The organism is Facklamia hominis CCUG 36813 (assembly GCF_000301035.1).
GTDB lineage: Bacteria > Bacillota > Bacilli > Lactobacillales > Aerococcaceae > Facklamia > Facklamia hominis.
On record NZ_JH932292.1, the window covers coordinates 830,438 to 851,264 of the forward strand.

At 37.8% G+C, this 20,827-nt stretch carries 20 protein-coding genes and 1 tRNA gene; 6 read left to right on the forward strand and 15 right to left on the reverse strand.

Features of this window, described 5'->3' with window-relative positions:
* Positions 1 to 59: 59 nt before the first annotated feature.
* A complete protein-coding gene (locus HMPREF9706_RS03740; protein WP_006908050.1) occupies positions 60 to 1,133 on the reverse strand; it encodes a hypothetical protein in 1,074 nt (357 codons plus the stop codon).
* A gap of 144 nt (positions 1,134 to 1,277) precedes the next feature.
* Positions 1,278 to 2,324, reverse strand: coding sequence for a DUF6612 family protein (locus tag HMPREF9706_RS03745; protein ID WP_006908051.1), 1,047 nt, complete (start codon positions 2,322 to 2,324; stop codon positions 1,278 to 1,280).
* A gap of 157 nt (positions 2,325 to 2,481) precedes the next feature.
* Between HMPREF9706_RS03745 and HMPREF9706_RS03750 the strand changes: the two genes are divergently transcribed.
* Entirely contained in the window at positions 2,482 to 3,885 is a 1,404-nt protein-coding gene (locus HMPREF9706_RS03750; RefSeq protein WP_006908052.1) for an RsmB/NOP family class I SAM-dependent RNA methyltransferase, read from the forward strand.
* A 111-nt stretch (positions 3,886 to 3,996) separates the two neighbouring features.
* The gene (locus tag HMPREF9706_RS03755) at positions 3,997 to 4,728 is read left to right on the forward strand and encodes a glucose 1-dehydrogenase (RefSeq protein ID WP_006908053.1); all 732 of its coding nucleotides are present in this window, start codon (positions 3,997 to 3,999) and stop codon (positions 4,726 to 4,728) included.
* 489 nt (positions 4,729 to 5,217) lie between these two features.
* Here HMPREF9706_RS03755 and HMPREF9706_RS03760 read toward each other — a convergent pair whose 3' ends face one another.
* The 8 genes from HMPREF9706_RS03760 to HMPREF9706_RS03795 form a co-directional block, all read right to left on the reverse strand.
* Complete coding sequence (locus HMPREF9706_RS03760) at positions 5,218 to 6,333, reverse strand: M20 metallopeptidase family protein (protein WP_006908055.1); 1,116 nt, start codon at positions 6,331 to 6,333, stop codon at positions 5,218 to 5,220.
* Between the two features lie 206 nt (positions 6,334 to 6,539).
* The gene (locus HMPREF9706_RS03765) at positions 6,540 to 7,226 is read right to left on the reverse strand and encodes a TMEM164 family acyltransferase (RefSeq protein WP_006908056.1); all 687 of its coding nucleotides are present in this window, start codon (positions 7,224 to 7,226) and stop codon (positions 6,540 to 6,542) included.
* A gap of 148 nt (positions 7,227 to 7,374) precedes the next feature.
* Positions 7,375 to 7,965, reverse strand: coding sequence for a DUF4230 domain-containing protein (locus HMPREF9706_RS03770; protein ID WP_006908057.1), 591 nt, complete (start codon positions 7,963 to 7,965; stop codon positions 7,375 to 7,377).
* 10 nt (positions 7,966 to 7,975) lie between these two features.
* On the reverse strand, positions 7,976 to 9,160 hold the full coding sequence (locus tag HMPREF9706_RS03775) for a hypothetical protein (protein ID WP_231285888.1): 1,185 nt from the start codon (positions 9,158 to 9,160) through the stop codon (positions 7,976 to 7,978).
* A 150-nt stretch (positions 9,161 to 9,310) separates the two neighbouring features.
* Positions 9,311 to 9,811 (reverse strand): hypothetical protein, encoded by a 501-nt coding sequence (locus tag HMPREF9706_RS03780; RefSeq protein ID WP_006908059.1) that lies wholly within the window; start codon positions 9,809 to 9,811, stop codon positions 9,311 to 9,313.
* Complete coding sequence (locus tag HMPREF9706_RS03785; protein ID WP_006908060.1) at positions 9,795 to 10,610, reverse strand: DUF3100 domain-containing protein; 816 nt, start codon at positions 10,608 to 10,610, stop codon at positions 9,795 to 9,797. The genes HMPREF9706_RS03780 and HMPREF9706_RS03785 overlap by 17 nt, the downstream gene beginning before the upstream one ends.
* Positions 10,611 to 10,635: 25 nt before the next feature.
* On the reverse strand, positions 10,636 to 11,895 hold the full coding sequence (locus tag HMPREF9706_RS03790; protein WP_035392745.1) for a M20/M25/M40 family metallo-hydrolase: 1,260 nt from the start codon (positions 11,893 to 11,895) through the stop codon (positions 10,636 to 10,638).
* Between the two features lie 221 nt (positions 11,896 to 12,116).
* On the reverse strand, positions 12,117 to 12,989 hold the full coding sequence (locus HMPREF9706_RS03795; RefSeq protein ID WP_006908062.1) for a DMT family transporter: 873 nt from the start codon (positions 12,987 to 12,989) through the stop codon (positions 12,117 to 12,119).
* A gap of 240 nt (positions 12,990 to 13,229) precedes the next feature.
* On the opposite strand from HMPREF9706_RS03795, the gene HMPREF9706_RS03800 reads away from it, so the two are divergent.
* Both HMPREF9706_RS03800 and HMPREF9706_RS03805 read left to right on the forward strand, forming a co-directional pair.
* Positions 13,230 to 13,700, forward strand: coding sequence for a hypothetical protein (locus HMPREF9706_RS03800; RefSeq protein ID WP_006908063.1), 471 nt, complete (start codon positions 13,230 to 13,232; stop codon positions 13,698 to 13,700).
* Between the two features lie 92 nt (positions 13,701 to 13,792).
* Positions 13,793 to 15,091: a ClC family H(+)/Cl(-) exchange transporter gene (locus HMPREF9706_RS03805; RefSeq protein ID WP_231285831.1), complete on the forward strand. Its 1,299-nt coding sequence runs from the start codon at positions 13,793 to 13,795 to the stop codon at positions 15,089 to 15,091.
* Between the two features lie 74 nt (positions 15,092 to 15,165).
* On the opposite strand, the gene HMPREF9706_RS03810 is transcribed toward HMPREF9706_RS03805, so the two are convergent.
* The 5 genes from HMPREF9706_RS03810 to HMPREF9706_RS03830 form a co-directional block, all read right to left on the reverse strand.
* Positions 15,166 to 15,498, reverse strand: coding sequence for a hypothetical protein (locus HMPREF9706_RS03810; protein ID WP_006908065.1), 333 nt, complete (start codon positions 15,496 to 15,498; stop codon positions 15,166 to 15,168).
* Positions 15,499 to 15,596: 98 nt separating this feature from the next.
* Positions 15,597 to 16,736, reverse strand: a complete 1,140-nt coding sequence (gene hemW, locus HMPREF9706_RS03815) for a radical SAM family heme chaperone HemW (RefSeq protein WP_006908066.1) — start codon at positions 16,734 to 16,736, stop codon at positions 15,597 to 15,599.
* Between the two features lie 18 nt (positions 16,737 to 16,754).
* The gene (locus HMPREF9706_RS03820; protein ID WP_006908067.1) at positions 16,755 to 17,018 is read right to left on the reverse strand and encodes a barstar family protein; all 264 of its coding nucleotides are present in this window, start codon (positions 17,016 to 17,018) and stop codon (positions 16,755 to 16,757) included.
* A gap of 18 nt (positions 17,019 to 17,036) precedes the next feature.
* On the reverse strand, positions 17,037 to 17,507 hold the full coding sequence (locus tag HMPREF9706_RS03825; protein WP_006908068.1) for a ribonuclease domain-containing protein: 471 nt from the start codon (positions 17,505 to 17,507) through the stop codon (positions 17,037 to 17,039).
* Between the two features lie 33 nt (positions 17,508 to 17,540).
* Positions 17,541 to 18,971: a hypothetical protein gene (locus HMPREF9706_RS03830; protein WP_006908069.1), complete on the reverse strand. Its 1,431-nt coding sequence runs from the start codon at positions 18,969 to 18,971 to the stop codon at positions 17,541 to 17,543.
* Positions 18,972 to 19,174: 203 nt separating this feature from the next.
* Between HMPREF9706_RS03830 and HMPREF9706_RS03835 the strand changes: the two genes are divergently transcribed.
* Positions 19,175 to 20,512 carry a C1 family peptidase gene (locus tag HMPREF9706_RS03835; RefSeq protein ID WP_006908070.1) on the forward strand — a complete coding sequence of 446 codons (1,338 nt, stop codon included), beginning with the start codon at positions 19,175 to 19,177 and terminating at the stop codon, positions 20,510 to 20,512.
* Between the two features lie 137 nt (positions 20,513 to 20,649).
* Positions 20,650 to 20,722, forward strand: a tRNA-Lys gene (locus tag HMPREF9706_RS03840).
* The last annotated feature ends 105 nt before the right edge of the window (positions 20,723 to 20,827 follow it).

Here is a 20,827-nt window from a genome sequence, read left to right on the forward strand (position 1 = left end):
AAAAAGCATGGGCGTATTATTCCCATGCTTTCATGCTTAATTTGAATTACTAATAAAGTCTAACGATCTTCTCTTTCTGCTGCTTTGGTACCTAAGGATCCACCAACTAGCGCTAATAAAGCTCCAGCAACGGTCGCCGCTACAGTATAATAAGTTCCCTTAGAAGCTGTATCAGTTACTTCTTGAGCCGTTTCTTTAGCATCTTCAACCTTTTCAGGTAATTCATCTGCCAAACGATTAACTTCTTCAGTTAACTTATCAATTTGATTTTTTGCTTCAACCGAGGCTTTTTCATAAGATTCTTGAATACTTTCAACAGCCTTTTCAGCTTCTTTTTTCGATAAATCTGAATTCTTTTCAACCGCATTGGTTAAGGCGTCTTCATCCACTGCACCAACGATATCGTCAGCACGAGCTTGTAAGCTATCTGCCAAATCACGAAGCGTTGACTCTACATTTGCTTGATCAGAATCCATAAGAATCGTCTTAGCTGCTGCCTTAACTTCCTCTACAGAATCATTCAAAGCATTTTGTAAATATTCTGGCTGTAGCTCTTCAATATCCGTATCTTCTAAAACATCCTTCATTGAAGCTTGTAATTTGTCTGTTTCAACGTTATCGAAATCAACTTGGTCGGCAAGGGCGCTCACAGCATCACTAATCGCTGAACCCGTTCCTTCAACAGCTGTTGAAATTGCTGAGCCTGTTCCTTCAGCAACGCTACCCACAACGTCGGTAGCTACACCAAATAAGGATGTACCAGCCCAGGTAGTTAATGCAAGAACTCCAATCAAACTAGCTGCCCATGTTAAGAATCCATGGATACTTCCGAGACGACGTGCTGATAATCCAGCTACAAAGCCAGCTAATAAGAAAGATACCACTAAAGCAACTACCCATAGAATGGCTTGGCTTGATGCCATACCTGCAAAAGGATCTGCTGCTGTAGGATTCACAAAACCAAGGCCAAGCGCCATACTTAACATTGAGAACACGATTAATAAGCCAATGAATGTTACCACTCCGGCTAGAATTGCTCCCCATGAAATATTATCCCCTGCTCGGCGATAAGCATTCGTTGATTGCGTATAGACTGGATTTTGATCTTTAACAATAATTTTTTCGTCAGTCATTAATTTATTCCTCCTATTTTCAATATGTATTTATTATAACATTTAATATATATTAATTGCAAATATGACATTTTCATTTCATTGATTTTATATTTAAAAAAGCCAGGAATTTCATTCCTGACCTTTTCATTCAATCATATTCGACTATTCTACTGATTCGCTTGTTTCCTCTTGATCAGCATCATTTACTGGGTCTTGTGAGCTATTCTTTTCATTAGAGTCCTCCATCGACTCCTCCGCTTCTTCAGAAGATTCCATTCCATAGCTAGATTGATACTCTTCATAGCTTGGTGCATCTTCAGGCTTTTGAATATCATAGCTACCATTATATTCAGTGACTTCTAAGGCAAAATGATAATTGATCGCCATATCTGTATCTTCTGCGATAAGTTGCTCACCTAAGAGGTCTTCATAAGCAGTTAATAACTGTCCTAAAACAGTCTTAAGTGATGTTTCCGAACCAAAGGATAGGCTCTTTAATAAATAGTTTTCTTTATCGTAGTCCGCTTCTAGCTGTCCAAGGGCATGCAATATATCCGTAGCTAATTGATTCCAGTCAACTTTTTCAAAAAGAGAAACGACAAGTTCTTTAACCATCTCGCCTTCTTCTCCAAGATCGCCCGCTTCTTCAATACCTTTCTTGACTTGATCGATCACTTGACCTTGTAAGTCAATCTCATCAAAGTAAGATGAAAAATCTGCCTTCGATAAATCAGCTGTTAACTTATACGTTTCATCCGTTTCAGAAACTTGCATTAAATCTTTTATAACTTGAGAATCCTGACTATCTGATAAAGTTTTATTCGTCTCATTAATGATGGAAGAAGTATCTTCTTTAATAACAGACCATTCTTGACCATTATATACATAAGTGTAACCATCCACATGAGTAATATCGATTTGTTTAGTTTCTCCAGTAGCTTCATCAGTTACCGTTAGAACCATCTTCATAGCAAATGGCTCTGCCTGAATTTGATAATCACCATGAATATTATAGGAAACATCCATTTCATCACTTGGGCTAATCAGATTCACCATCGTGTCAAAATTTCCTGCTTGAGATTCAATTTTTGAGTTTGCTTCAACAATCTTATCATAAACGTCACTGTCTTGAGCATTAACAGATAATGCCGGTGCTAAGAACGTCACAAAAACTAACATCAAAGTCATAAACTGTCTAATTTTCTTCATGGTCATCCCTCCATTTATTGTTTGTCCTTTATTAAAGGTTAACTTTATTGTACCTAAAACTTCTAAAAATTGAAAGTAAAACGCTACAAATTAATCCAGCTTGTGACCTTCCCTTGCCTATGCTAGAGTATGATTATACTGAGAAAGTGGGGATTTCATGCCTATAAAAGATAGCTTTAAGAACAAATATCGACAACTCCTTGGTCTTGAGGAAAGCCAAGCACTCTTTCATGCCATTGAAGATCAAGCTCAACACCATGCCTTCCGTCTAAATTCTGAAAAGCCAACTGCTTTAGCTGCCTTAAAAAGTTTTTTCCCAGATCCACTTAAACCTGCCCCCTATGCAGAATCTGCTTATCTAGGTAAAATTTCTGGCAACAGCCCGCTTGCACGAAGTGGCTATATCTATAATCAGGACCCCTCTGCCATGATTGTTGCAAGTGTGGCTAACTGTCAACCCGGCGAGTGGGTCTTGGATCTTTGTGCAGCACCGGGAGGCAAGTCTCTCCAAGTCGCCTCAGCCATGCAAGGTCAAGGCTTACTTGTTGCCAATGAAATTAATTCCAAACGAGCTAAAGAACTCTCACGAAATATCGAACATTGGGGTGTGGGACATTGTATAGTAACATCTTACCGACCGGATGAATTAACTTCATTCTATCCACAATCCTTTGACTGCATACTTGTAGACGCTCCTTGTTCAGGAGAAGGAATGTTTCGAAAACACCAAGCAGCCCTAGATCAGTGGACACCTGATTACCCGACTGAATGTGCCATTCGTCAACAACATATCCTACAATCTGCCCTTCAAATGCTAAAACCTGGCGGCCGACTCATCTATTCGACCTGTACTTTCGCACCCGAAGAAAATGAAGCCATTGTCTCTTGGTTAGTCCAGGAACATCAACTAAAAATTGCTCCCATTGATACGGAACAATTTCTAGCAAGCGTCAGCCATGGACGTCCTGATTGGGGGAGTGTAGAAGGACTCGAAGGCTGTCTTCGACTCTGGCCTCACCTAAATCCAGGTGAGGGGCATTTTGTAGCCCAACTTATCAAACCAATCAGTCCATTACATTCATCACAAACAAAGATACATACGAAAACAAGCCATTCCGACTTTCGTTCTCCTAACAAACAAGAGAAAGAACTCTGGCAAACCTTTAGCTCCCAATGCCCACTAAAAGCTTGCGTACAAGAATCCAACGGTCGTCTATTTGTTAAGCAAAATACACTTTATTTCATCCCTCAAGGACAAGAAAGCATCCCCCTCCATTCAGTCCTACGTTGGGGATTAGAAGTCGGGCAATTTTTAAAAGGGCGTTTTGAACCTTCCTTCTCCTTAGCTATGGCTATGAAAGATATATCATCAATGGCTCATCTAGATATTGATCAAGAACAATGGAAAGATTATATGGCCGGTCTCACCTTGAAAGCCTCCGAAAAAGATGGATGGTATCTACTCTGCCTAAAAGGAATGCCCGTCGCCTTCGGAAAACTTGTCAAGGGAACTATCAAAAACTTCTATCCAAAGGGGCTGCGTTTCCAAGCTAAGAACTAAGAATCTCTGCCAATGAATCTAATCATTTCTCATTTTGAAATCAGATTCATTGACTTTGAAACAGCTTTCATCTATGCTTAACTTAATCAAACACTTAAAGGGGGCGTTTTAATGGGACGTTTAGAAAATAAGGTAGCGATTATTACTGGGGGCGCTCAAGGAATGGGTGAATCCCATGCACGTTTATTTGTTGAAGAAGGCGCTAAAGTTGCGATTACAGATATCGATGTTGAAAAAGGCCAAGCCTTAGCTAAAGAACTCGGAGAATCTGTCCTTTTTATTAAACAGGATGTCAGTTCTGAAGATGACTGGAAAAAAGTCATTCAAGAAACAGAGTCTACTTTTGGTCCAATCAATATTTTAGTGAATAATGCAGGTGTCTCAACTGTCTTATCAACCGAACATTCTAGTCTGGAAGACTACAAACGAATACTTGGAATTAATCAGATTTCTGTCTTTCTAGGGATGCACTATGTCATTCCATCTATGAAAAAAGCCCAAGGAGGGTCTATCGTTAATATCTCATCCATTAATGGCATGAATGGGGGAGCGATTGGCTATACCGATACCAAGTTTGCAGTTCGTGGTATGTCAAAAGCCGCTGCCAAAGAGTTAGCCCACTATGGTATTCGTGTTAATTCCGTACATCCAGGTGTTATTAACACCCCGATGGTCCAACATTCGGAAGCTTTCGATCAGATTCAAGCTATGATTGATTTTATACCGTTAAAACGAATGGCAGAGCCCCAAGAAATTTCTAACTTAGTCTTATTCCTGGCTTCTGATGAATCCTCCTACTCAACGGGATCTGAATTCATCGCAGATGGAGGAATCCTAGCATAACTTTTTTATTCAATATTAGCAAAAGAGGCGGAGCACTTTGGGTGTCTCCGCCTCTTTTACATCTGTCAAATGTTTTTAGTTATGTTTAACCGATTGATGAGGTCTCCTTTGCTTTTCTTTAATGAGAGAATCACAAAAAAACGTGATCGCTTTTACCGCATAAAGCTGCAACCCGACAATCGCTAGGGCTAGCCCTATCTGTAACAGTTTTAACATCCTTATCCCTACTTTTAATTCACTTTATTTCAGAATAAAACAAATATACTAAATTGCAAGTAAAATTTTAAAATCTAGCAAAAATTAGACCCTAATACATCGAATGATGAAAGATTATCCCTGCTGATACCCGACCCGATGTTCACCTAATACTTTCTCCATTTTCTTTTTTCAATCCCCAATACAAATAGGATCAATCAAACCAACAATAAATACTGATTCAATGAATAAGCTGGCTCAAGCCAAACACTGATCAACTATATTTAAGACCGTTTAACCTAGTGCGATCGCTCTAAATAACTCTATGCCGCGTTCGATTAATTCGTCCGGAAATGTATAAGGATCAGAATGGAGTTCTGCATAGGGACCATCACCTAAAAAGAAGAAACAGCCAGGACGTTTTTTTAAATACCAACCAAAATCTTCGGAGGAACGAATCGGCTCTTGTAGCAACTCAAAAGGTAATCCTGCCTCTTTAAAAATAACTTTTAGGCGATCTACTTCTGCCTGCGAATTGGAAGTATCTGGAAAAGTATCCGTTAAGGTCATCTCTAATTTAAGCCCTTCCTGATCCGCCAAATATTGAGCCTCTTTATGAATCAATGCTTGTAACTGATCTAAATCTTCAGTTTTTGCCGCCCGCAATGTTAAATCTAAGGTTCCTTGTCCTGGGCTCACACCAAAATTAGATTCCCCTAGTCGAACAGAAACCACCGTACACAAGATTAGATCTGAGAAATTTTGGCCATGGAAAGTCATGGCTTGATAACCACTAAAATCACTTAATGGTCGCCAGTCATTGACTAATTTGGCAATAGCATAGATTGGATTCTTACCTTTTTCTGGTTCAGAAGCATGTGACTGAATCCCCTCAAAAGTTAAACGCATTCCCGTCGAAGCACACATTAGTGTTCCAGCACGAAAATGTGCCGAAAACTTTGTCAAATGTGGCCAATTATGTAATCCATAGATCCGATCGACATTAGCCTCATCGAGTACTTCACAGCACTGCTTAGCTCCCACTCCATTTTCTTCAGCATGTTGAAAGAGATAGACAATATTTTTTCCGGTTTTAATTTTATCTAATGCCAAAATCAGCCCACACAATATTGTCGAATGACCATCATGTCCACAGCCATGGAAAGCTTGCATCTTAGAATTCACAATTGAATCCATATCTGCACGAAAGGCTAGCGTTTCGGTTGCCCCTTCATCCTTAATGGCATAAAAATAAGCCCCTTTATCTACCAGCTTCACAGATGAATGTTGCCCAATAAAATTCATCAAACGCATTTTCGTTTCTGCTTCATGTTCTGACACCTTCGGATGAAGATGTAAATCCATCCGTAATGCTTTTAACCATTCTAATTCCTCTTGAGACAAAATCATATTACCGCCTCCATAATATTAAAGCTTGGTCTCATTCAAGCTCCCTTGTATGCTGTCATTATACGCTTATTAAAAAGGCTGTGCGACAAGAAGTTCTATCAGCGAATAACAAAGTAGGTTCTTTAAATACATTTATTGCATAAATATTTATAAAAGGCTATGGTATTTGACCATAGCCTTCGTAAAAAATGTTAATTTTTATTCAATTATGAAAGTAACGCTTCAGTTGATGTCTGCCTTAAATGTATTCTATCTTGCAAAAATTTCATAATCCACGAAACCATCAAAACCACCAAACTCACTATCAAAAAAGATGAATGAGTAAAAGTAGCCTCTGATATAAAGGGGAGTTGTCTTAAATAAGCATAATCTGTCTGAAGAAAGATATTAATGCCTTGAATGAAAGTATGTAGTAACAAGGTATAGGCGCTAATCTCTTTATAACTAGGCGAACAATAATCATTTCGCAAATAGATCAGGGATAAAATAAGAATCATGCCATGACCCAAAAAATAATACACAAAGGTCACATGGGGAAATAAATAGGGATCCATATCTCTAATCAATAAAGCCCCCACTGAAAATGGAAGCCCCATTAAACTAATCCAACTCATAAATTTATTATTCTGCCCCAACAACAACCCCACTCCTAAAATCCAAATGATTAGTCGGCAATGATAAAGAGGTAGGCCATCCGCTAACAACCGCCCCGATCCTTGATACCAAAATAAAATCATACATTGCAAAAAAAGTGCAAAAAGAGCATACAACTTAACTAAATAATCAACTCTAGCTAGCAAATAACAAACAACGATAAATAGTAAAACGACGACTAAAGGAACTTGACTAGGATGATTATCCTCGATTATTCTAAAAAAATAAGCCAGATTCATTAGTCAACCCCTTCCAATACATTTATTAATCATCTCACGGGCAAACATTGGGTCCGATCGATCGTAAGCAAAAAGACTTAAAAAGTATAAAAGCTGATGGATTGAATGTCAAGCTATCTATCATTCAACTCACGTCTAATAAATTGATTTAATAGTACTCAATCTGATATTCCTTTTGATCATAAAAGCGTGATAAGGTCGAATCAAGTAATTTAATCGCATTATCATGGGCTGCCTCAAGTAAACCATTCTTAATTGCATCTTCCTGAGCTCTTTCTTTCAAATCCTTTAGAGAAAGGTTCATATCCTCGAAGGTAAAATTATTAAAAGGACTATAGCTTGCATCATAAACTAATAAACTATCTGGAAAAACTTCCTGACTAAGAATCTGAGTATCTGGTAATTCTACATAAATTGTCTTTTTAGCTTCATTCACCGTAAATTTTATCGACTCAAACTGTAAGCCCGCCTTAATCACTCCTTCATAACTATATAACACCTTAGAGTCTGTAAAGGGTAAGTTAAAACCTAATACCTTCTTATTCGGTTTTTCACTCACTTGTGAAATCTTATACCGATATTCCGAAGTTGCTAATTCGCCAATATCTGCCATTGATGCCTCAATTTCTTGCGTAGCAATTTTTGGGCTTTCAGACTGTCTTGGCAAGAAGAAATATGTCAAGATGCCTACACAGACTAAAATGGTTATATATTTCAATATTTGCACAACGTATTTCATGGTGTCCTCCTTATTGTATCGTCTTTGCCGCCTTATAGAGTTCCAAACGCTTGTCTTCCAAGGCTTCATCGAAGTTAATCTTCATCAAAGGATCATTATTAGTGATTACGCCTAAGTTGTCAAGCTCTGTGTAACGCAGATCTATCTGTGGCTCTCCATCCTCCAAGCCCATGTAACCGCCATAAAAAGATAATGAATCACCCACTTTTAATTTAGGTTCCTTTGCAATCCGTAAATCCGTTAACCGGTATATCTGGTCAGGTTTATTATCTTCCTGAATCCATAGATGGGCCGGTTGAATCAAGCTTCCGTGTTTGGATTTTATGATCTGACCCGTAATTTTAATTTTACGATTTTTTAAACTAGAAGGATACTTTGTTAACTTCTCGAATGGAATCTTCTGGCATTCTTGCAAATATCGATAACGTTGAAAAACAGGGTCATCCCACTGCCGATTATTATAATAAAAAAGATAGTTTTGTATCATTTTTTTAAAAGTCTCTATTTGTTGAGCCTGAGTCTGATCTTCCGCACTTAGTAACTTATATATTTGAATCAAATTTAATAATTCTTTAGTCTGCTGACCATTTGTTAAGCCACTTTGATAAGATGAATTATCTACTAAATAATCAAACAGATTAATCTTATAATCCTTGATAAAGGAGTCGATCCCTTGATAATTTTGCGGCAAATGTTGGATTTGTGAAGCAGTTAATTTAGAATAAAGCGTTTTTAATGTGTCAACAGCAGCAAGATCTTGAACCGCTAAGTCGCTCATTTTATCCATTAGTTGAAAGGTCTGAGTAAACACAGTCTCTTTAAACTTTTTTTCAGCCTGAAGCAAATCACTAAAATTCGCTACATAAGCTTGTTGATCATCTGTCAGATCATCATATGCTCTTCTCGCTTTTTGGATGGACTCTTGTCCATCTGGAACGGACGGGTTAATCGATTTAATAAGTAATTCCACGTGATCAATTGCCAATTGATCCATTTTTCTTTGAATTTCTTGTAACTCTTGATAGTTAGCGACCTGTCTTTTTTCTGAATCCGTCAATTTTTGATAACGTTGTACAAGTGATTCCAACTCATCTTGGTCTACTTGCTTTTTCGTTATTGTTTGACTAATATCGTGCTCCAAACTTTTAACAGAGGGACTTTTACCACAAGCAGTTAAAGTGAAAATTAGTATCATCACTAAAAGGCCCTTCCCTGACTTGGCTCTCAACACATTTTCAACCTCCCATCCACCATAATCGAATTATACTTTTAATCTTAAAAGCTGACAAATATTGCTTTAAGCAAAAAATCCAGCAGAATTTCTGCCAGATTTTCTGAAATTACTTTATAAAGCGCCAGTTAACCATAAACCTAATTGAGAAATAAGAGCACTCCCTAAGTAGGTACCGATAAAAACAAAGGCTGCCACAATCATTATCTTCCAGGAGGTACGTCGTAAATCAACTAGACTATCGGCTACCGAGATCCCAGCTACTGCCAAAATAGGCGTTGTAACCGCTAGAAAGTCAACCGATTGGATGGACTTGATGATCACTTCGCCAAAAATCAAGCAAAAAATTAAAGAAACGATCGAAACCCATCCCAGAATTGGAAAATCTTTCGCTACTGGAATCTCTTTGGCCTTCATAAAATCGGCCACAAAAATTCCCAACATGGAAAAGAGCCATAAAATAAGAAGACCTAAAAGCGTCCATCCAGTAATTGGAGTGGAAGCTGGATTCTTTAATAGCTTAATTCCTTGTGTAAAAAGAATTAAAAAACAGCCTAAAGCGATTCGTGCACCAAAATCAAAATATTTCTGCTTTGAACTATTTTCCATGGTCATAATGATCTCCTTTCGTAAAGAAATTATAGAAGAATCGTTGCATTGGGATGGCTATGAAGAACATCGTATAAGTTCCCAAAAAACTTGTCAGCAATTGACTAGCAGCCGCATAAGAACGAACTGTTTCCGCCATTGCTTCTGTTGGCATTAATGCTGCAATCGAAGCAGAGGAAGCTGCCATCATTGAAGCTGAGCCTGGTCCAGAAGCCATTGCTAAAGCTCGATAATCTAGCCCCAGTTTTAAAAATAGCGGGGCTACAATACTAAAGAAAATAGATCCAAATAGGGTACCGATCAAATATAACGAAAGGACACCTCGACCTTCTGCCGAATCCAAAGTATACTTTTCTGAAATATAAGCCAGTTCTCCTTCACGGCCAAGTCCAAGCGTTGCACCAATGGCTTCCCGTCTCAACCCAAGTAATAAAGCAATGGGCATCCCTAAAATAACCGTCCCCGTATTCCCTAACTCTTGCAATAAGAAAACCCAGCCTACTTTGAGGATTTCCTTTAGATTGGGAGCAACATCGGCTCCATAACGAGCCATTAAAGGCAACATAATAAACATTAAACTTCCTGATGCAAATTTAATATTTTCGGGCGAATAGATTTTCTTCAAAATTCCTTTACGCCATAATGGAATAGCAAATATCATGGTAATTAATACCGCAAAAACAAGGGGTAAAATATTTATGGTAAAACGACCTAGGCTTAAACTTCTAAAACCAATCCATTCTGCAGCAACTATCGCAAGCAAAATAAAGGGAATTAAATACATTAATGATTTTTTATGTGTCAATGTCCTTCTCCTTCAATTAATAATCTTATAACATCGTTGTTAAGGTTGATAAATAGTCCGAGTATGACCGTCGATATAGCTTGTTGTAATCCATTGAATCACTGATATGGTGAATACATTGAACCAAATAGTCTGGGAAGGTCTTTAGCACGAATTCTGGATCAATCATCCGAAAATCAATCCCATGAATACGTCCTTCAAAGCCTCCATAAGAAATCTGAATACAAGGCAGCATATATGATAAGTCTCCAATATCTCCCGCTGCAGCAATTGCCCCTCGTTGGTCGATCAAACCTGTGATTGCTGGATAGGCCATAAATGCCTCTTTAGCTAATTGCGTCAAATAATCATCTTGATGAAAAGGAAGATAGCCCATTTCTGTCTCACAGGTCACTTGCCCACCTAAAGCTAATGCAGAGCCTTGTGCCATCTGATCTAAACGTTGCGATACTTCCCTCATATAATCTAATGACATCGATCGAATATCGGTTCCTACACGAACTTGATCTGGAATCACATTTGTCGACATGCTGCTTGCATCCATAATAATTGGATTTAAGCGTAAATAAACATCTTCGCGCATTTGTTGCCTAGCTAAACCAATTGCTGTATTAAACAGGGTGGACATACTATAAGCATTCACTCCTGAATAAGGATCAAAGCCGGCATGACTGGCTCTACCTTGAAAATCAAAGTATTTATAACAAAAGCCTGCCAAATCACATGCCAATTCAATTGTTGGCTCATGAAAACGCTCACCGATGGAGTGAATATGAATCGCAAAATCGATATCATTGAAGACCCCTAGACGCATTGCTTCTGCCTTACCACCAAGGTGAACCACCTTCCCTTGGTCTCGTAAACCACGCCGATAATGTAAGTCCAAATATTCCTCCGCTGGTACGAAGATAAAGGCTAGATTAAAATCTAACTGCTGATAGGCTTGAGTCACAAAAAAATAGTGGTACAAAGCTAATGCAATCGTCACCTGGCTAAAATGACCACATGTATGTGCCGCTCCGGTTTGAGGGTTTGCTCGGAAGTGGTTTGGGGTATAGACCGCATCCAATTCAGCCAAGAAGGCCATGGTATGTTGACAATTATGATTTAGATCCACACGAAGTCCAGTTAAGGCAAAAGTTTTAATTTTGGCCTTCGGATTAACCGAATGAATGTAATCTATCACCTTACCTTGAGTTCGTTCTTCCTTGAAGCCTAGTTCCGGATGGTCAAATAGATCCTCTGCAAATTTTTTCAAATGCTCATATTCACGATCAAAAAACATGATTTCTCGCCATCTCCTCTCCAAAACAATCATGAAATACTCCGCTAGTGTATCAAATAAAAGTTAGCCAAACTAGTTGTTTTCCAAAAAAAAAAACGAATTCCTTATCTTTTCTAATCATTTACATAAATGATCATAAAAAAACTAGTCGCTCAAACCAGATTTTCATCACAGTGTAAACGACTAGATATTTAAGTTTTTTCATTAAGCAGCCATCAAAACTAACTTTCTTTAAGCGGTTTTAAGTCTACTACTAGAATACCACAGAAAATCAAAATTCCCCCCACAATCATAGTCAACATAACAGGCTCTCCTAAAATCAAAATAGCTGTTAACATTCCAAAAAAGGCTTCTGTTGATAAAATAACTGCTGTTTCATTACTGGTAGTATAGTTTTGTGAAATGGTTTGAAGGCCATAACCAACAAGTGTTGCAACAATTCCAACATATAAAATAGGTAGGATAGACTCTTGAGTAAAATGAATATTGGCTTCGCCTAAGAAGAAGGCCGCTATCCAACTAAGGGCTGCTGCAGCCCCCATTTGAAGAAGCATCAAGGACCAATTTGGCATTCCCTCCCCATAATGGTCCATATAAAATATATGGGCTCCAAAGAAGACGGCACCAATTAGTGACAAAGCATCCCCGAAATTAAAGGCGATTTGACCAATTCCCCCAGAGAAAGAAGTGAATCCAATTCCAATTAAAGAAATCAAAGCCCCCAACAACGCATTCTTTGATAACTTTTCTCTAAGAACAAGCCATCCTATAAAAGGAACAATGACGACATTGACTGCTGTTAAAAAAGAGTTCTTTGACGTAGTGGTAAACTCAAGTCCCTTTGTTTGAAAGAAATAAGCTAAAAATAAAATAACTCCCACTGTGACGCCTTTTATAAATTCGTCCTTTGAAATTCTCTTTAATTTACCCACATTAATCACCAATAAAATGACAAAAGCAATCGTAAAACGTAAAGCGATCACTTGAAACGTCGTAAAGTATTTCAGTGCAATTGAAGAAAAAGTAAAGCCCGATCCCCAGATTAATGCCGTCAAGAGTAATCCAAGTTTCCCAAGCATATGTTTATTTTTCATAGAATCCCCCTCTATTAAATCTGTTTACAAGTATAACAAGATTCACTCCTACATACAATTAATATAGCTTAGTCTTTCGTAATTAGCCTATCAATAAGCTGATAAATATAATAACTCCTCTAAAAAATAGACCCTCTGCTCCCATTTTCTTACAGCACTTATTCTTAGTCCTTAAAATTACCTGATTTATTGCTATCGAATTATGGTATAGTTAAGCCAAGTAAAAAATTGGAGGTTTTTATGTCTGCTATCTTTTTTTATCCTATATTAATTATCCTTTTAGGCGCTATCAGCTATAACCTTTACTTAAAACGTCAAATAATCCTTCGGGAAACGATCACACCTTCTTGGTGGATTGCCCAAGTTCTAACGTTACTGATATTGTTATTTGTTGGTCGCGGATTAAGAATGGACCCGAAAGCTTATCTATTGTTGGGTTTATTTATGATCTATTCCTTATCAATGGCTGGGTGTAAGGGTGTCTCTAAGGATGGCTTTTTTGTTCTTCAAGGCATCACTTTTACTATTAAAAAACTTCCGTATCAACATGTTGACCGAATCGTAGTAGACCGTCTACCAGATCAGTCTTTACTTAGCCTACTGATTCCCGATCAACAAGTTTATCATCAACAAAAATATAAGCTCTCTGATGAGAACACACTACTAAGCCTACTTGATTCTAATCAACTGCTTTACGACTTCAAAAAATAACCCTAATTAATAAAGCGCTCCAGAGACGATAATTATTTTAATATACCCATTCACTTATCAATATTTCCTAATCTTTTAGCCTATTAGAAAGGATGTTTCTTGTGTCCCACTCTCATACCCTTCGAATAAAACCCTTAGGGCTCGCCCTCTTAACCGGTACTTTAACCGGTATTATCGTTGCTTATTTTCGATTAGCTCTTAGTCAAATCAATCATCTTTTACAAAGCTTGCTTGTCCAGTCTTCACAACACTTTTTTCAAGGTCTTTTATTTTTAGGCTTATTACTCATTCTTGGTGTTTTTGCAGGCTACTGTCTTAAAGCCGAAAGTAACATTTCTGGTTCTGGAATCCCCCAGGTATCAGGACAACTCCAAGGTCAATTACAACAAAATTGGTGGCGCGTCCTCATCTATAAATTCCTAGGAGGTTTAGCCACCATCGGTTCAGGACTTACGTTAGGCCGCGAAGGCCCTTCTGTCCAAATTGGGGCTTCTATCGGTCAAGGAATGGCTCAATTAAGTCGAAGTAAGGAAGAAGTCTCCAACTATCTGATTGCTGGTGCAGCTGGAGCAGGAATGGCAGCCGCTTTTAACGCCCCTCTTTCAGGTCTTTTTTTTGTCATCGAAGAATTGCTTCATCAATCTAATCGTCGATTATTTGTCTATACGGGAATCACAATCGCTAGCTCTAGCTTAACCGCTAAATATATCCTCGGCAACCGGGTATCCATTCCAATTCCGGTATTTAACTCCGATAACTTCCCGAACTTGATTCAATGCCTCTTACTAGGTATCTTAGTCGCTTTTTCTGGGCTTCTATTTAATCAAGGCATTCTAAGTCTCAAAAATATTTTCTCAAATTGGCAGGCCCCACTGTATCTTAAGACAGCCTTGCCATTCTTAGTCACTGGTCTTTTTCTACTCTATGACCCACAATTATTTGGATCGGGCGCTAATTTGATTCAGCTTCCCTTCGAATCTTCCTTAACGTTACCGAATCTAGGTTACCTATACCTCGTTAAATTGGTTCTACTTTTACTAGCTTTTTGCTCAGGAATTCCAGGAGGAATCTTCTTTCCCCTACTAGCCTTAGGGTCACTTGTCGGCCAAATTTATGGTTTGACCCTTGCTCAACTTGGATTAGCTTCTGCCGATTTAATCCCTTACTTTTCGATTATTGCGATGGCCTGTCATTTCGCAGCGATCGTTCGTGCTCCTTTAACAGGGATGGTTTTAATTATGGAAATGACCGGTGCCTCACTCCCCTGGTTACTCCCCATGATGATCGCCTGCTACACCGCCGACTTGGTGAGTGAGTTCTTAGGTAATCAACCGATCTACGAAAGTTTATTAGAAATAATCCTTCAAAATAAATATAAACCTACGAATTAAATCAAATCCTTCAAAATTACAAACAAAGCCCCCATCTAGTGATTAGAAAAACACTAGATGGGGGTTAATTTTGATTAAGCCCGACGTACATTTTGCCAAATAATTAAAGCAAGGGCAATGACTAATAGACCAAAGGACAAGTGCCATAAAATATAATTACAGATAAGACAAATAATAAAAGCAATCGTATCTCGTTCTAATGGATAAAAGCCAAGATACTGCGTATATTCTTTACCATCAATGACGTATGTCAATACATAAAGGACTAATGCAATTGTAATAGGGAACAAGATCAATGACATGAAGTTATTGAAGTCTCCAATAATATAGAAAACAAATGAAGCTACATAATTATAAATCCAAGCATCTTTAGGGATTTGCTTAAAAAATGATTCCAATGATAACATTTATATCCTCTCCTTTAATTGTATTATCAACTACAATAACTTTTTCAACCTCCGTCTTAAGACGGAATTGAATCGTTACAAGTTCATTATACCATCATTTACAAAATATCAAGATAAAATTGATTGCCAATGTCTAAACCAAGCTCTGTAAAGGCTATGCGGTCTTCACTCAATTGGATGATCCCTGTATTTAAGTGCTTTTCAATGGCTTTCTGATATTTTGTCAAAAAATCAATTCCAAATCGCTGATTAATTTCAGGAATTGAAAAACCTTTTAAAAGCCGCATATTCAGCATGATATATTCCTTTTCACGATCCTCTAAAGTCATCACTTCTTGAGACATAACAGGTGGAAGCCCCCGATCAATCTTTTGATAATATGCTGAAAATGATCGTTCATTATCATAGCGAATCAAATCCACATTTGAAGAAGCTCCCAAGCCTAAGCCTAAATAATTATCTAGGCGCCAATATTTTTTATTATGGCGGCTTTCATAGCCTGGACGGGCAAAATTTGAAATTTCATACTGTTCAAAACCTGCTGCTTTTAGACGCTCCTGAATATAATGATACATCGTCCTCTCTAATTCTTCACTCGGTAACTTTACCTGACCCGTTAATACCCAGCGTTTTAAAGGTGTATCATCCTTAATCATCAATGAATAAATTGATAAATGAGTAAGGGGAAGCGTCAGTGCTTGATTCAAATCATCTTCTAGGATCTCCAAGGTTTGCTTAGGATTAGCAAACATCAAATCTATCCCTAGTCGATCGATCCCTTTATTCTTCATCAATTCAATCTTCTCAAAGACCGTAGCTCGATCATGGAGTCGCCCCATCATTTTTAACACTTCATCATTGAAAGATTGAACACCCATCGAAAACCGATTAAAGCCGCATTCAAGATAACTATCTAATCGGCGACTAGTAACCGATTCAGGATTCATCTCAATCGAAATCTCAGCCCTTTGGCTCACTTCAAAATAGCGATAAACTCCCTCCATCACTCTTACCATCTGGTCAGCAGATAAATAAGAAGGTGTCCCGCCACCAAAATAGATGGTATCAATCAAATAATTTTGTTCCTGATAAAATGCCATTTCTCGAATCAAATAATCAATATAGGGATCAACTTCATTGGCTTGATCCGTAAATGTTAAAAAATTACAATAGTGGCATTTTTTTTGACAAAAAGGAATATGAATATATAGTCCCATCTTGACCTTCGCTTGTGACATGATTCGATTCCTTTCCTATTACCATTTTATTATAACTTGATGATAGCCATCCCGATCCAAGTCACCCAATAGATCTAAAAAAGCTAATCCACGCTCCGCCAACTGTTCATAAAATAAGCGAGCATGGTTTACCTCTATTCGACTATAAGATCGGTCAGTCATTGCATCCCACAAGGCATCTAAGTTATGCCCGGTATAGTCTGGTAGGTCAAATAAATCAATCCAGTAATCATAGGTTTCCTTGAGGTCCTGACAATATACTGCATCCAAGATATAGTTCATTCGAGTGCCCCCTTAACTTCAATAAAGTTGTTCGAAACTATCATAGTGATCCTGTGTGTAAAAGATCAGCCCATCATTTGAATAAACCAATCGCAGAGGTCCTCGATGATTGGTATAACCCGCCTTAAGGTCTGCCTCATAATAACGTCTCCCTGATTTTTTAGGTAATTGTCCTTCACGATTACCAAAGGAATCTCCACCTACCACATAGTAGGGATCACCAGGTTGCCAACCCTTACTTTGAGCTTGCTTTTTCGTAATATAATTAGCAGGCAAGCTTTGATACTGGTGAATATAGGCCGCTACATCCTCTAGATCATAATAAGCTTCCCCTTTGACTAGCTCTTTATTTTCAACTTGATGGCTATTTTCCAGTGAGGAATTTGAGTCAAGGGAGAGATCCCTATCAGTCGTAAGACCTCTCATTAGACTAAGTAATAATAGAATAATCGCTAAGGCTGAGAAAAGAATTTGTTTAGTCTGTTTCAATCTTTAATCCCCCCATTTTTTCACGGATGTCTATTACTCAACGGCGTCGGAGGAAGTAACTTCCGCTTCTTCACTAACAGACTGATCCGCTTTTGCACCCTTTATCACTAAATTATTGGGGTTAAAAGCGTTAAATTGTGAGAAATGAATTCCATAAAGTGTCTGAACTTGTTCTTCTTGACCGGTAGCGGACCAAAAAATCACTGAAACAAGCTTTCCACTGACTTTATCAATCATCAAATCCAAACCATAGATGGCAGGTGAAGGCTTCTCAAGAAATGATAGATCAAGTCCCTCACCAATCTGATTGATATCCTCCAAGTTATCTTCTACAAAATAACGATAACTATAATAACTTGGTCGATCTTCTTCTGATTGGTCCTCTTTTTCATCAACTTTTTTAAAATCATCAAAATGCTCAATAAAATAATTGACAAAATAATCGTAGTAATTTTTTTGACTAAAAGCAGTTAAATCCTTGCCAAATCGATCATCCATCAGATCTTTAGTATATAATCGCAAGTCTTCTACCTTTTTGTCCTTTACTTCGCCATAAGCCAAAAGTAAATTATCCGAAGCTAAATAATTGACATAAACCATTGCTTCATCCAAGCTTTCATCCATTTGATGGTAAAAATTTATGCCATAAGTATAATAGACCTTACTTAAATTTGCCTTTTTAAAAGCTTCTAAGAGACTATCTGAATCAATAACTGACTCTTGTAATTGGCTATTGAGGTCCACATCCAACGGTATCGCATCGACTTGCGCCTTCTTTATTTGAACAATCTGATTCAATTGGTAGGAGCTTCCCCCTGTGTCCACTTGAGCTTGCAGTTCGAACTTTTTAATTTGAAAACTTTTTGGATCATAATTCATCGTAAAGCTTACTGAATCAATCGAGCCTTCTTCTACAGCAATCGGCCAATCAAAGTGACTTGGTAGTAACCTAAGTTGGTCCTTATCCGTTATTTCTTTTTTTACCTGACCCTCTTGGCTTAAATCCAACTGATCTTCACCTTCAACCATTAAGTTCAAATAACTCACCAACAAATCCGGTAAGCGTTCTCCATCACTAGTCTGCCAATTTGTTCCATCGGAACGTATATAGCCCTTATCTTTCTGACCATAGAAGTCAAACTGAGTCGATTGATTACCTTCTTTGACTTGGGTTTGAATATAATATGAATTCAATTTCCCTTCTTGATAATTTTCTTGCCCCTGGTAATCCTTAGTTAATTGTTCGGTTCCATTATCAACCACTAAACTTCCTTCATATTGATAGTAATTATTTTCATTGAAGGTTTGTAACATTGGTTGAATTTGATCAAATATTTTACCCTCTTCAATTTTCTTCTCTAATTCAATAATTTCTGGCTTCTTTTCCTTCACCGTTTGCGTATCACAAGCCGCAACAAATCCAATCAGAGCTAATAAAAATACCCACTTTAATCCTTTTTTCATAGTAAATCCTTTCTAATGTAATGTGCTACTTTCATTGTAGTAGAATTAAAGGCATATTGCACCCTTTTTACTTGCCATTTTTTAGATTTAACCGCCTGTTAAAATCTTTTAAAGCGTTTTATTTTTAGGGTTGACTAAATTATTAAAAAGCGTACAATCAGGTTATAAGCATTAAGCTGATCATAACTTTTAGGAGGGATTTAATGATTAATCAAGCTTTGCTCAAACAATATCAAGATGCATTCGATAAAGACCCTGCCAATCAAGCAAGCAAGCATGCCATCGCAAGGGTAGGGATTAATGAAGCCAGTGTCGACAACCAGGCCATTCGTCGGCACACCTTTACTTTCTCAGACGAAACCAAACGTGGTAAAATCACCAACCAAAAAGCTTCAGGTCGCTGCTGGATGTTCTCAGCCCTGAATGTTCTACGGGTTCAAACCATGAACCAATTAAATGTTGAAAATTTTGAATTTTCACAAAACTATACCTTATTCTGCGATAAATTAGAACGGTCAAACTTCTTCTTGACCTCAATTATTGAAACCGCTGATCAACCCCTTAATTCTCGACTGATTGCCCATCTTCTAAATGATCCGATTGGTGATGGTGGTCAATGGGAAATGTTCGCAGGTATCTTAAAGAAATATGGTTCGGTTCCGAAAGAGATTATGCCTGAGACATTCCACTCTTCAAATACAAGGGGCCTAAATGAAATTTTAGCTAACAAATTGAGAGAATTCGCTGCTCGTCTTCGTCAAAAACAAGCTGCCGGAGCCTCAAAAGAAGAACTCGAAGCCTTAAAAGAAGATCAATTATCCTTCATCTATAACCTTCTCGTAAAAGCATTAGGAGAATTCCCAACTCAATTCGATTATGCATATCGAGATAAGGATAACAAGTTCCATCGAATTGAAGCGATTACTCCTCAAGAATTCTTCAATAAATATACTTCCATGGACTTAGATCATATGATTAGTTTGATTAATGCTCCTACAGATGATAAACCCTACAATAAGACTTATACCGTAAAATATTTAGGCTCTATCGTAGAATCAAAACCCATTAAATATCTAAATGTACCCATTGAAGTGATTAAGAAAGCTGCTATCACTGCCATTCAAGATGGTCATCCCGTATGGTTTGGTTGTGATGTCGGTAAGATGAGTGAACGCAAAATCGGTATTATGGACGCACATATGTATGCCTATGAAGACACTCTGGGTCAAGGATTTAATTTAAACCGTGCCGAACGCTTAGATTATGGCTGTTCATTATTAACACATGCCATGGTATTCGTAGGGGTAGACTTAGATAAAAATGGTTCCCCACTAACCTGGAAAGTAGAAAATTCCTGGGGCAAAGATTCTGGAGACGAAGGCATCTACTCCATGTCAGATGCATGGTTTGATGAATATATGTATCAAATTACGGTCCCCGCTAAATATATTGAAGAAGCCTATCAAAAATTATATCAAGCAGATCCAATCGCTCTCGAACCATGGGATCCAATGGGCTCATTAGCCTTCCATCAAGCTTAAAATAACCCTTTCTCCCATCTTTGTTGCTAGAACAAAGATGGGATTTTTAATATTAAGTATAAAGTATCCGCAAAAAATTAGTTTTCCCCCTTGACGAATCCGATGAAAAGTCGTAATATATATTTTGTTGATGTTACGTCTCCTTAGCTTAGTTGGTAGAGCATCTGACTCTTAATCAGAGGGTCGTAGGTTCGAGTCCTACAGGGGACATATTCGTAAGCCCAATAGGGCTTTTTTATTTTATCTTTAATAACCGCCAAGCAATATAAAAAGATCCTTTCCACTCAAATTTGAATGGAAAGGATCTTTTTCATT